Origin of the sequence: Actinomadura soli (assembly GCF_005889715.1) — a bacterium.
Taxonomy (GTDB): domain Bacteria; phylum Actinomycetota; class Actinomycetes; order Streptosporangiales; family Streptosporangiaceae; genus Spirillospora; species Spirillospora soli.
This window is the reverse complement of sequence record NZ_VCKW01000250.1, coordinates 1-12,082: the sequence shown is the minus strand read 5'-3', so window position 1 is coordinate 12,082 and position 12,082 is coordinate 1. Positions and strand designations below refer to the sequence as shown.

Sequence of the window (12,082 nt, the reverse complement as noted above, 5' to 3'; positions counted from 1 at the left end):
GTGCGCGGGGCCGGGGGCGCCGGCCACGGCGACGGCGGTGGCGAGCCCGCTGGTGACGAGGAAGCTTCGCCGGTTCAGCGGACGTGCGATGTCGGCCATGGGGGTAGCGACCTTTCGGGAGAATCCGGCATCGGTCGCCGGAAAGCCTCACCAAGGCCGGTGACCCGCGGGTACCGCTGGGATGACGTCCGCCACAACAGAGTTGATCTTTTTGGGCGGAGCCGAAAGATCGCGCACAGCGCGGAGAAAAGGGTGGTAGGGTGGCAACTTACAAAGTTGCGCACAAAAATTCCATCCTATGGATAGGAGCGTAGCACAGGCATGGGACTCCGTCAAGCGGACGCTGTCAACCCCCAACGCGAGGAAAAAGCGCGGCAGGTCGTGATTCGCACCGAGCAGGAGTACGTGTCCCGCGTGTACGCGCGGCTCGACATCGAGCGGGAGGAGGCCGAGCGGGCGCTGCGCCAGGGCCCGGCCGCGGGCGGCGGAAGCGCGTTCCAGGCCCGGCTGGAGAGCGCCGTCGCCACCGACGAGGCCGCCCGCCGCCTCGCCCGGCTCGGCGGCGTCGAGCACGGCCTGTGCTTCGGCCGGATCGACCACCGCGCCGGCGCGGACGGCCCCGGCGACACGTTCTACATCGGCCGCGTCGGCCTCCGCGACGAGCACCGCGAGCCCCTCCTGATCGACTGGCGCGCCGCCGCGGCCCGCCCGTTCTACACCGCCACCCACGGCGCGCCCGGCACCCTCGCGCGGCGCCGCCACCTGCACCTGCGCCACCGCGAGGTCGTCCGGCTGGACGACGAGGTGTTCGACCTGGACGGCCTGGCCGAGTCCGAACGCGGCGGCATCGTCGGCGAGGCCGCCCTCCTCGCCACGCTCCGCCGCGGCCGGACGGGCCGGATGAGCGACGTCGTCGCCACCATCCAGGAGGAGCAGGACCAGGTGATCCGCTCCGGCCTGCAAGGGGTGCTCGTCGTCCAGGGCGGTCCCGGCACCGGCAAGACGGTCGCCGCCCTGCACCGCGCCGCGTACCTGCTCTACACGCACCGGGACGTCCTCGAACGGCGCGGAGTGCTCATCGTCGGCCCGAACGCCACGTTCCTCCGCTACATCGAGCAGGTGCTCCCCGGCCTGGGCGAGACCGACGTCGCCATGGCCACGCTCGGCGAGCTGTACCCGGGCCTGAAGGCGACCGCCAGGGAGGACCCAGCGGTCGCCATCGTCAAGGGCGACCTGCGGATGGCCGACCTGGTGCGGGAGGCCGTCCACGACCGGCAGCGCATCCCGCCGGACGGCCTGCACGTCCAGACCGACGGCCTCACCCTCGTGGTGGACGCCCAATCATGCGAGCGGGCACGTGACCGTGCGCGGGGGCTGCATCTCCCCCACAACGTCCAGCGGCGCCGGTTCGTCCACGATCTCCTGGAGGCACTCGCCGTCAACCGCGCCGAGCAGTACGACCGCATCATGGACGAGCCCCTGGACGACCTTGCCAGGAACGGCGGCCTCCCCGACTGGCTCCAGGAGCTGATCGACGAAGCCGAAGACGAACCCCTCCTGGACGAGACCGACCTCCGCCTGGCCAAGGAGACCCTCTGGCGGGACCCGGCCGTCCAAGCCGCCATCAACGCGCTCTGGCCCGAGCTGACGCCCGAGCAGTTCCTGTCCGACCTCTACGCCGACCCCGAATCCCTCGCCCGCCTGGGAACCCGCGCCGGCCTGACCTCAGCCGAGTCGGCGCTCCTCAATCGCACGTCCGGCGCCGCGTGGACGATCTCCGACGTCCCCCTCCTGGACGAGGCCGCCGAGCTGCTGGGCAAGGACGACTCCGCCGAGAAGGCCCGCGAGCGCGCGGCCGCCGCCGAACGCGCGCGGGAGGCGCGGTACGCCCAGGAGGTGATCGAGTCCACCGACACCGGGAACGTCGAACGGCTCACCGCGAGCGACCTGATCTCCGGGACCGACCTGGCCGAACGCCACCACGACGACGGCCCGCCGCTCACCACCGCGCAGCGCGCCCTCGCCGACCGCGAATGGGCGTACGGGCACGTGATCGTCGACGAGGCGCAGGAACTCTCCGAAATGGCCTGGCACACCGTGATGAAGCGCGTCCCGACCCGGTCCCTGACCGTCGTCGGCGACATCGCCCAGACCGGCAGCGCGGCCGGGGCCGCGTCCTGGGGCCAGATGCTCGACCGGTACGTCCCCGGCCGCTGGCGCGAGCAGCGCCTCCTGGTCAACTACCGCACCCCGGCCGCCATCATGAGGGTCGCCGCCCGCGTCCTCGCCGCCGTCGCACCCGGCCAGACGCCGCCCGAGTCCGTCCGCGACGACGGCCCGCCGCCCACCGCGATCGCGATGCCGGTTTCGCTGGCCTCGCTCGTCCAGTCCGAGCTGTCGAGCATCGCCGCGGGGACGCCCGACGGCATCGGCGGCGCCTTCAAGGAGGGCCGGCTCGCCGTCATCACGTCCGCGGCCCTGCACGTCGCCGTCCTGGACGCCCTCCCGCACGCCGCCGCGGGCGCGACCCCGGAGGCCCTCGACTCCCCCGCCGTCGTCCTGACCGCCGAGGAGGCCAAGGGCCTGGAGTTCGACTCTGTGATCATCGTGGACCCGGCGGGCATCCTGTCGGAGTCCCCCAAGGGCGGCCAGGACCTCTACGTCGCGCTGACCAGGGCCACCCGGCGGCTGACGGTCGTCCACGACGGAGAGCTGCCGCCCCTCCTCGCCGACCTGCACTGACGCCCCGGCACGGGGGCAGCCGGATCACCGCCCGCTGCCCCCGGCACGCCGCGCGCCATGACGCCGGGCGGAAGGCAATGGCAGGACGTGACCAAATCCGGCCGGAGTTAGTCGAGCGCCGCCCTTTACCCCGTCACCCCCGGGCGAGACCCTGTGCCCCCGTAGAGATCATTTTTATTCGGGAGGTGCGGGTTGGCCAGGAGATCCCTGAGACGAACCCGGCGGACGATGACGGTGGCCGTGCTGACCTGTGCGGCGCTGACCGCGGCGGGCGGGGCGACGGCGTTCGCCCAGGCGTCCCCCAAGATCGTGGTGAAGGACGGCGTGACCCAGCCGGTCTTCTCCTACAAGGACGCGATCCGCGAGCACGTGTACGTCGAGTCCGGCGTGGACAGCGACGGCGACGGCAAGCGCGACCGCGTCAACGTGGACATCATCCGGCCCAAGGAGACCGAGAAGGGCCTCAAGGTCCCGGTGGTCATGGACGCGAGCCCGTACTACGACAACGCAGGACGCGGCAACGAGAGCGAGCGCAAGACCTACGACGCGAACGGGAACCCGGTGAAGTTCCCGCTCTACTACGACAACTACTTCGTGCCGCGCGGATACGCGTTCCTCGCCGTCGACATGGTCGGGACGACGAAGTCCGACGGCTGCCCGGTGAGCGGCGGCCCGTCCGACGTCCTCGGCGTCAAGGCCGTGGTCGACTGGCTGAACGGGCGCGCGAAGGCGACCCGGGCGGACGGCAGCCCGGTGAAGGCCGCGTGGAGCACCGGCCGCACCGGCATGATCGGCAAGTCCTACGACGGGACGCTCGCGAACGGCGTCGCCGCGACCGGCGTCGAGGGCCTGGAGACGATCGTCCCGATCTCGGCGATCAGCAGCTGGTACGACTACAGCCGCATGAACGGCGTGAACTACTGGACGAACGAGCAGCCGTGGCTCGCCGACTACGTCGACACCGACCCGCCCGAGAAGTGCGCCGCCGTCCGCGCCGACCTCGGCGAGGGCGAGGACGACGCGACCGGCAACTACAACGCGTACTGGCGGGCCGCCGACTACCGGCACGGGACGATCGGCGACGTCCGCAACGTCCGCGCCAGCCTCTTCGCCTACCACGGCGTCAACGACCTGAACGTGAAGGACAACCACTTCACGCTCTGGTGGAACGAGCTCGCCGAGCGCGGCATCGACCGGAAGGTGTGGCTGTCGCAGCGCGGCCACGTCGACCCGTTCGACATCCGGCGCGACGACTGGGTCGCGACCCTGCACAAGTGGTTCGACCACGAGCTGCACAAGATCCGCAACGATGTCATGCGGGGGCCGCGCGCCGACATCGAGATCGGCCCCGACCAGTGGATCACCCAGCGGGACTGGCCGTCCCGGGACGCCCGGCCGGTGACCCTGCGGCCCGGCGCGGACGGCTCGCTCGGCCCGAAGCCCGCGGCGAAGGGCTCGACGGTCACGTTCACCGACGAGCTCGGCCCGAACCGGCTGGGCCGGTCGGAGGGCGAGATGGTCGGCGACCCGGGGACGGCGAAGCCGTTCAGGGCCGCCTTCGTGTCGGGCCCGCTGCCGCTGACCGGACGCCTGTCCGGGACGCCCGGCGCCCGGCTGCGGATCATGCTGGACAAGCCGACGTCCAACCTGACCGCGCTGCTCGTGGACTACGGCGAGGACACCCGTGTCAACTACCTCGGCCAGGGCTCCGGCATCCGGACGCTCGCCACCGAGGACTGCAACGGTGAGAGCACGCCGGACGACGACGGCTGCTACAGGCAGACGGAGGTCACCACGGTGACGTCGCCGGTGAACGTGGTCGCCCGCGGCTGGCTCGACGCCCAGAACGACCGGTCGCTGAGCCACCCGGCACCGCTGAAGCCGGGCCACTACTACGACGTCCGGTGGGAGACGCTCAGCCAGGAGTACGTGCTGAAGAAGGGGCACCGCCTCGCGCTGATCATCGCCGGGACGGACTCCGACTACAACACCGAGACGCCCACCGAGGCCAAGGTGACGGTGGACCTGCGCGGCAGCTCCATCAGCATCCCGGTGGTCGCCGGCGGGGACGACGCCGCCACGGCGCTCGTCCCGCAGCCGCTGACGACGTGGCGCGGCCCGTCCGGCGTCACGCTGCCCGTCCAGGAACGCAAGTTCCACTGATCCCGTATTGAGGCCGCCGTCCCCGAGGGGGCGGCGGCCTCGCCGCGCCTGAGCGGCCGGGTCAGTGACCGGTTGTGAGGCGCCTGGAGTCGGGAACCCGCTGGACGGTCACGCGGCCGCCGCGCCGCTTGCGGTGAAGGGACTCGAAGGCCCATTCCGCCGACATCATCGCGCCCTCCTGCCATCCGGGAATCGGGCAGACCTGATCGCCGATCACCATGACGTTGCCGTGCCCCTGGACGTTGACCAGGGTCTCGTACATCTCCCGGTGCTCGGCGATGGTGTGATCCCAGTGCGCCCAGACGCCGAGCTGGTAGGGCACCTTGTGCCAGGCGATGGACAGGCCCTGCCGGTCCGGGACGACGGACCGGTCGGCGAACTCGCCGTGCAGCCTCGCGCCGGCGGCCCGTGCCTCCTTCAGCCGCTCGGCGTGCGGGCGCGCGCCGAACTTCTCTCCGTTGTCGTAGGAGCAGTAGGCGCCGATCAGGACGCCCTTGCCCGAGGAGGAGAAGTAGTCGCCGGACGGATACCAGATCTGCTGGATCTCATGGTCGACCCAGCTGACGCCGCCGTAGATCCGGTCCTGCTCCGACTCCCAGAACCGCCGGTTGGCCTGCCAGCCCATCTTGCACCCGGGCGCGAACCAGACGCCGGCGACGGCGCGCGCGAATTCGCCGGAGAATCCCGCGAGCTCGACCCGCTGCCGCAGAACCGGGACGGGAATGCTGCTCAAACAGTAGTCGAAAAGCTTGTCGTGCCGGCCGTCGGCGTCCTGCCACGCGATCTTGACGCCGTCCTCACTCGACTTTATCGCGTGCACAGGGGCGTTGAGAGTAATGGTTCCGGCGGGCAGCGCGGACGCCATCCGGCGGACGAGATGGTCCATTCCGCCGACCGGCTGGAACATGGTGACCTGGTAGCCGTATTCGAGTTCGTCGTAAAATCGCTGCTCCCAGAATCCGCTTTCCACGATGTCGGGGAGGGACAGCGCGCCGATCTTCTGGGGCGTCTTCGGGATGCTGAGCGGCTCGGCCGCCCCCGAGCGCAGGGACCCCTTGTAGGCATGGTCCTCCGCGTCGAGACCGCCGAACGCGGTCAGCAGGCCCAGCAGCTTGGCGCGCTGGGCGTCGCTCAGCCCGCGGGCGTCCAGCAGCCCGTTCTTGACCGCGGCCGCCGCGTACGCGGCGACGTGCCCGCGGACATCATTCGAGATGTGGCCGTTGGTCACGGCCGCCCGCCGCCACACCCGGTCGGTCTGGTACAGGTTCGCGGCGCTCCGCATCAGGTACGGCTCAAGGGCGATGCCGAGCCTGCGGCACATTCCGATGACGCGCTGGTGCTCGAAGGACAGGCGCGCCGGGCCGAGGTTGGCGTAGAGGCCGCGGTCGAACGCGCACGTCTGGGTGCGGGACGACCCGTCCTCCCACACCTCGGTGATCGTGTCGCCGCGCCGGGCGGTGAGGGTGCGCCCGCCGACGCGCCCCTGCGCTTCCAGCACGGTCACCTTGTAGCCCGCCTCGGCGAACTTCAGCGCGGCGGTCAGCCCGCTGACACCGGCCCCGAGGATCGCGACGGTCTTCCCGCCGCCCTTCCCTCCCGCCGGTCTCAGCGGCCCGGCGGGCGGGGTCGCCGCGTCGGCCGGAACGGCACCGGTCATGACCTGCAGCAAGGTGGCGGACGCGGCCGCGCCCAGGAACTTTCGGCGGGAAGAGCCCTTGTGCGGCTGGTCCATCATGCTCCTTCTGGGAGGCGTCGACGGCGACACATGAATGGACAGCACGGTAATTATCGTCGGCGATCACTGATAGGTGCGGAAAATGACCCGGCCGCTCACCTAACGCGACAACGACAGTTCACAGCGCGACACCCGATCCGTCCAGGATCGGCCAGTGAATTTGGACACAGCGAAAATTAGCGCGGCGAATAACCCCATTTATGGGCGGGCCCGCCGGTCAGCGGTTGTCGGTGTCCTTGCTGGGCTGGACGCGCTTCGGCTCGCCCGGCATCTTCGGATAGTTGGGGGGATACGGCATGTCGCCGAGGCCGTGGTCGCGCTCGTCGCGGTCGGCGAGGTCGAGGAGGCCCTGCAGGGAGAACGACTCGTCGTCGATCGCGGCGTGCACGTCGCCCAGCTCGGCGAAGCGGGCGGGCATGGTGGCGATGGTGAAGTCGTGCGGGTCGGCGTCGGCCAGCTCGTCCCAGGTCAGGGGCGCCGAGACGGGGGCGTGCGGGGCGGGCCGGACGCTGTAGGCGGACGCGATCGTCCGGTCGCGGGCGTTCTGGTTGTAGTCGATGAAGACCTGCTCGCCGCGCTCCTCCTTCCACCACCGGGTGGTGACCTCGTCGGGGGCGCGGCGCTCCACCTCGCGGCCGAACGCCAGCGCGGCCCGGCGGACCTCGGTGAACGTCCAGCGCGGCTCGATGCGGACGTAGATGTGCACCCCGCCCTTGCCGGACGTCTTCACGAAACCGGTGAGCCCCAGCTCGGCGAGCAGGTCGCGGGCCGGGCCGAGCGCGACGCGGACGGCGTCGGAGAAGTCGGTGCCGGGCTGCGGGTCGAGGTCGATGCGCAGCTCGTCCGGGTGGTCGACGTCGCCGTCGCGGACGGGCCACGGGTGGAACGTCAGCGTGCCGAGGTTGGCCGCCCACGCGATCACGGCGACCTCCGTCGGGCGCACCTCGTCGGCGGAGCGGCCGCTGGGGAACGCGATCCGGGACGTCCGCACCCAGTCGGGCGCGCCCTTGGGGACGCGCTTCTGGTAGAACGCGTCGGACTTGCCTGCGCCCATGCCCGCCTGGCCGCGCGCGTAGTCCTCCCGGGTGGCCATCCGGGCGCCCTCGAAGACGCCGGCGGGCCAGCGCTCCAGCGTCGTCGGACGGTTGCGGGTGGCGCGCAGGATGCCCTCCCCCACGGCCAGGTAGTACTCGACGAGCTGCCGCTTGGTGTAGCCGTGCTCGGGAAAGTAGACCTTGTCGGGGTTGGACACTTTGACGAGCCGATCCCCGACCGGGATCTCGATGTAGGGCGAGGCCATACCCAGCACGTTAACCCACAGGTCGGACAGGGCGGCGGGTACCGTCGACGGTATGGAGAAGATCCGCAAGAGCGAGGATGAGTGGCGGGCGGAGCTCAGCCCCGAGGAGTTCCACGTGCTGCGGGAGGCCGGCACCGAGAAGCCCTTTACCGGCGAGTACACCGACGCCAAGACCGTCGGCGTGTACCGGTGCCGCGCCTGCGGGACGGAGCTGTTCCGCTCGGAGACCAAGTTCGAGAGCCACTGCGGCTGGCCGTCGTTCTACGCGCCGTCCGACTCCGGCAAGGTCACGCTGATCGAGGACCGCTCGCTCGGCATGGCCCGCACGGAGGTGCGCTGCGCGGTGTGCGACTCGCATCTCGGGCACGTCTTCCACGGCGAGGGCTACGACACGCCCACCGACGACCGGTACTGCATCAACTCGATCTCCCTCACCCTCGAACCCGCCGAATAGGCCGGGGAGCCCCGTGGACGAGCTCGACCGCTACACCATCGCGTACCTCTGCGGCGGGCCGTCCAGGGTCGCCCAGGTCGCGGTGCTCACCCTGTACGAGCGGCGCGGCGTCCGGATCTCCAAGGGGACGCGCCGAGCCGATGCGCTGGCGCGCGAGCCCGGAGACCCGGTGGAGGCGGCGGTGCTCGCCGCGATCCCGGCCGCCGGGCGGCCGCTCGGGCAGGTGATCGCGGCGGCCGCGGAGTCGGCGGCGGCGCTCGCCGTCGCCGGTGCGCTGCGCGAGGCCGGGCTGATGCGCGGCAGGCGGCCCACCCGGCGGGGCAGGGCGCTGCGCCGGACGCTCGCCGGGGAGCCGGGCGCGTCGCAGGCCGAGCGGCTCGCCGCGCTCGGGCCGGACGGCGTCGAGGACGCCAGGCTGCGCGAGATCTTGCGGGCCGACGACCCGAAACCGGTCGATCTGTCCCGCGGCCGGCAGCGCGGGCACCGGAACCTGGAATCCAGCAACCTGGCGGAGCCCCGGTTCGACGGGGGCGACTACGGGGGCGGCTCGGGAGGCGGCTACTAGCGGGTCTCCGCGACCTCGCAGTCGTCCTTGTCGCTCTGCTTGTTCGCGAGGACGACGCTGCCGTTGCCGTCGCTCTCCCCGTGGACGAAGACGCGGGGCCGGTCGTCGCCCGCGTCCCGCAGGAACTGGGTCGTCCACTCGCACAGGTCGACGGCGGGCCGGGAGTTCTCGTCCTCCTCGCGGAGGTCGGTGTAGACACGGACGAACGAGCCGCTGCGGCGGACGTTCGTGACGTGCTTGACGACCCTCTTGCCCGGGTCCCGGGTCTCGAAGTACGGCACGGCGTCGATGACCTCGTCCGGGTCGCCGACGGCACCGGCCGACCCCTGCGGGGACGGGGGCGCGGCGGAGCGGACCGCGATGGCGGCACCGGATCCGGCCGGGTCCGGGCCGCCGCCCGGCAGCGCCAGAACGGCGGCGGACGCGAGCCCCGCGACCGCCGCGAGCCCGGTTCCGGCGGCGGCCAGCCGGTGGCGCCAGGACCGGCGCGGCCACGCGGCGAGACGGGTCCAGCGGATCTCGAACTCGGAGGGGGGCCGCGCGTGCCGTCCGCGCGGCCGACCGTCGGGAGACTGGCTCACGGACGGCACCCTACCCGGGTTCCGCCGCGCATTCGGCCCGGTTGACGCGTTCCCACCTGCGAAGACAGGACAATCAGGCGAGCCCGGCGATGAGTTCGGCGACCGGCTTGCGGCGGCCGGTGTAGAACGGGATCTCCTCGCGGGTGTGCACCCGGGCCCGCGCGCCGCGCAGGTGGCGCATCAGGTCGACGATGCGGTGCAGCTCGTCGGCCTCGAACGCCAGCATCCACTCGTAGTCGCCCAGCGCGAACGACGCCACCGTGTTGGCCCGGACGTCGGGGTAGTCGCGCGCCATCTTGCCGTGCTCGGCGAGCATCGCGCGGCGCTCCTCGTCCGGCAGCAGGTACCACTCGTAGGACCGGACGAACGGGTACACGCACACGTAGGCGCGCGGCTCCTCGTCGGCGAGGAACGCCGGGATGTGGCTCTTGTTGAACTCCGCCGGGCGGTGCAGGGCCATCTGCGACCACACCGGCTCGCTGGCGCGGCCCAGGAACGTCCGGCGGAACCGGGTGTAGATCTCCTGGAGGTCGTCGGACGTGGGCGCGTGCCACCAGAACATGTAGTCGGCGTCGGCGCGCAGCCCGGCGACGTCGTAGGCGCCGCGGGTGGTGACGTCCTTCTGGGCGGCCTGGTCGAGGAGGTCCTGGACCTCGGCGGCGTCCCGCTCCCCGATCGAGCCGGGGTTCGCGAGCCGGAAGACCGACCACATCGTGTAGCGGATGACGTTATTGAGTTCGCGTGCCTTCGGCTTGCCCGCCGGCTGCGTCATGATCTGCTCCTTCCCGGGTGCGCGGGTCTCGGCCGCGCAGGTCGTCCAGGATCCGGGCGGCGGCCGCGCGCGCGGAGGCGACGCACGCGGGGACGCCCAGGCCGTCGTAGGCGGCGCCGGCGACGGCGAGCCCCGGCTGCCCGGCGACCGCGGCCCGGATCTTGGCCACGCGGTCGGCGTGGCCCACGTTGTACTGCGGGAGCCCGCCGCCCCACCGGGTCACCCGGCTCTCCACGGGCAGCTCGGCGACGCCGCAGGTCGCGGCGAGCTCGGCCATCGCGGTGGCGGTCAGCTCGCCGTCGGCCCGCTGCAGCGTGCGCTCCTCGCCGAAGCGCCCGATGGAGCAGCGGACCGCGATGATGCCGGGGTCGCGTTCGCGCAGGTGAGGCCATTTTACCGAGCTGAACGTGACGGCCTTGACGCCCCGTCCGCCGTGCTCCGGGGCGGTTCCCGGGGGGTGTGGGGGGTCGTCCCCCCACACGGAACCCGCGTCGCTCTCCACGGCCGGGACGAGGTAGCCGCTGCCCTTGGGGAGGCGCGGGAAGGCGGTGGTCCGGTAGGCGAGCGTGACGATCGCCATGCTGGCGTACTCGATGTCCGCGAGCTCGCGGGCGGCGGCGGGGACGTCCGGCTTGAGGAGCCGGGACGCGGGCGCCGCCGGAACGGCGATCACGACGGCGTCGGCGTCCAGGTATTCGGGGTCGCGGGTCGGGCCGATGGTGAGCCGCCAGCCGCCGTCGCGGCGGCGCAGCTCACGGACGGTCGCGCCGGTCCTGATCGTGCCTCCGGCGGCGGCGACGTCGTCGGCGACCAGGTGCGGGAGGGCGCCGAGACCGTCCGGCAGGGTGGCGAACACCGGGCCGGGGTCCTTGGGCGCGGCGTCCCGGATGCCCTGGACGGCGCCGATCAGCGAGCGCTGGGTGCGCGCGGCGGCGGCGACGGCGGGCAGCGTCGAGTCGAACGACAGCAGCTCGGCGCGTCCCGCGTACACGCCGCCGAGGAGCGGCTCGACGAGCCGGTCGACGACCTCGCGGCCGACGCGGGCGCCGATGAACCCCGCGACGGACACGTCGGCTCCGCGCCGCGTCTCCGGCAGGACGAGGTCCAGCGGGACGCGCGCCAGCCCGGCCGGGGACAGCACCTGGGACGCGGCCAGCGCCCGCAGGTCGGACGGCACGCCCATCACCTGCCCGGACGGGATCCTGCGCAGCGCGCCGCGGCTGAAGATCGCCGAGGAGGTGGTGCCCGGGTGCACGAGGTCGTCGCCGTGCCCGAGGTCGCGGACCAGGTCGAGCCCCTCGGGGCGGCGGGCGAGCATCGCCTCGGCGCCCTCGTCCACCGGGACGCCGGCGATCTCGCTGACCCGCAGCTTGCCCCCGATGCGCGGGGAGCCCTCCAGCACGGTCACGCGCACCCCGCCGCGGGCGAGCAGCCGCGCGGCGGCGAGGCCCGCGATGCCGCCCCCGACGACGACGGCGTGGGACGTGGACATGCCCCAAGCCTCCCAGACGCCTCGCGATACCGCGCACCGGGTCCAGCGCGGACGGCCCGGCGCCGTGACGTCCATGTGCCCTGTTCGTGCCCGGATCGCGACGCACCCGCCGGAACTGTGACCTGCGTCATCCCCGTCCAAGCCCCATGCGGATCGTCAGGAATGTCAGGCAGATCGCGTACGTGATGGTCGTGCTCCTGCTCGCCGGAACGCTGGCCGCCTGCAGCGGCGGCGGCAGCGACAGCGGCGGCAGCGGCAGCGGGTCGAGGGCCGTGGAC

General features: G+C 72.4%; 10 protein-coding genes. 4 read left to right on the top strand and 6 right to left on the bottom strand.

All coding sequences use genetic code 11. The features are described from left to right. The coding region (locus ETD83_RS46170; RefSeq protein ID WP_138649183.1) for a twin-arginine translocation signal domain-containing protein at positions 1 to 99 on the bottom strand (99 nt) is incomplete at its 3' end. 222 nt (positions 100 to 321) lie between these two features. Here ETD83_RS46170 and ETD83_RS33320 point away from each other — a divergent pair. Both ETD83_RS33320 and ETD83_RS33315 read left to right on the top strand, forming a co-directional pair. Then, on the top strand, positions 322 to 2,742 hold the full coding sequence (locus tag ETD83_RS33320) for a HelD family protein (protein ID WP_138649182.1): 2,421 nt from the start codon (positions 322 to 324) through the stop codon (positions 2,740 to 2,742). A 228-nt stretch (positions 2,743 to 2,970) separates the two neighbouring features. Next, a complete protein-coding gene (locus ETD83_RS33315; protein WP_138649181.1) occupies positions 2,971 to 4,905 on the top strand; it encodes a Xaa-Pro dipeptidyl-peptidase in 1,935 nt (644 codons plus the stop codon). A gap of 61 nt (positions 4,906 to 4,966) precedes the next feature. Here ETD83_RS33315 and ETD83_RS33310 read toward each other — a convergent pair whose 3' ends face one another. After that, a complete protein-coding gene (locus ETD83_RS33310; protein WP_171064581.1) occupies positions 4,967 to 6,637 on the bottom strand; it encodes a flavin monoamine oxidase family protein in 1,671 nt (556 codons plus the stop codon). Between the two features lie 220 nt (positions 6,638 to 6,857). Beyond that, the gene (locus ETD83_RS33305; RefSeq protein ID WP_138649179.1) at positions 6,858 to 7,940 is read right to left on the bottom strand and encodes a DNA polymerase domain-containing protein; all 1,083 of its coding nucleotides are present in this window, start codon (positions 7,938 to 7,940) and stop codon (positions 6,858 to 6,860) included. A gap of 52 nt (positions 7,941 to 7,992) precedes the next feature. Here ETD83_RS33305 and msrB point away from each other — a divergent pair, with 52 nt between their 5' ends. Both msrB and ETD83_RS33295 read left to right on the top strand, forming a co-directional pair. Then, on the top strand, positions 7,993 to 8,394 hold the full coding sequence (gene msrB / locus ETD83_RS33300; RefSeq protein WP_138649178.1) for a peptide-methionine (R)-S-oxide reductase MsrB: 402 nt from the start codon (positions 7,993 to 7,995) through the stop codon (positions 8,392 to 8,394). Positions 8,395 to 8,407: 13 nt separating this feature from the next. Then, a complete protein-coding gene (locus ETD83_RS33295) occupies positions 8,408 to 8,959 on the top strand; it encodes a TIGR04222 domain-containing membrane protein (RefSeq protein ID WP_171064580.1) in 552 nt (183 codons plus the stop codon). On the opposite strand, the gene ETD83_RS33290 is transcribed toward ETD83_RS33295, so the two are convergent. The 3 genes from ETD83_RS33290 to hemG form a co-directional block, all read right to left on the bottom strand. After that, on the bottom strand, positions 8,956 to 9,540 hold the full coding sequence (locus ETD83_RS33290; RefSeq protein WP_138649176.1) for a hypothetical protein: 585 nt from the start codon (positions 9,538 to 9,540) through the stop codon (positions 8,956 to 8,958). The two genes, ETD83_RS33295 and ETD83_RS33290, sit on opposite strands and share 4 nt — an antisense overlap. A gap of 73 nt (positions 9,541 to 9,613) precedes the next feature. Further along, on the bottom strand, positions 9,614 to 10,312 hold the full coding sequence (hemQ, locus tag ETD83_RS33285) for a hydrogen peroxide-dependent heme synthase (protein WP_138649175.1): 699 nt from the start codon (positions 10,310 to 10,312) through the stop codon (positions 9,614 to 9,616). Then, entirely contained in the window at positions 10,269 to 11,804 is a 1,536-nt protein-coding gene (gene hemG / locus ETD83_RS33280) for a protoporphyrinogen oxidase (RefSeq protein ID WP_138649174.1), read from the bottom strand. The genes hemQ and hemG overlap by 44 nt, the downstream gene beginning before the upstream one ends. Positions 11,805 to 12,082: the final 278 nt, after the last annotated feature.

Bases quoted from the DNA above. Each gene is read 5' to 3' on its own strand.
- ETD83_RS33320 (WP_138649182.1), top strand. From the start codon at position 322: ATGGGACTCCGTCAAGCGGACGCTGTCAACCCCCAACGCGAGGAAAAA.
- ETD83_RS33315 (WP_138649181.1), top strand. From the start codon at position 2,971: ATGACGGTGGCCGTGCTGACCTGTGCGGCGCTGACCGCGGCGGGCGGG.
- hemG (WP_138649174.1), bottom strand. From the start codon at position 11,804: ATGTCCACGTCCCACGCCGTCGTCGTCGGGGGCGGCATCGCGGGCCTC.
- ETD83_RS33305 (WP_138649179.1), bottom strand. From the start codon at position 7,940: ATGGCCTCGCCCTACATCGAGATCCCGGTCGGGGATCGGCTCGTCAAA.
- ETD83_RS33310 (WP_171064581.1), bottom strand. From the start codon at position 6,637: ATGGACCAGCCGCACAAGGGCTCTTCCCGCCGAAAGTTCCTGGGCGCG.
- hemQ (WP_138649175.1), bottom strand. From the start codon at position 10,312: ATGACGCAGCCGGCGGGCAAGCCGAAGGCACGCGAACTCAATAACGTC.
- msrB (WP_138649178.1), top strand. From the start codon at position 7,993: ATGGAGAAGATCCGCAAGAGCGAGGATGAGTGGCGGGCGGAGCTCAGC.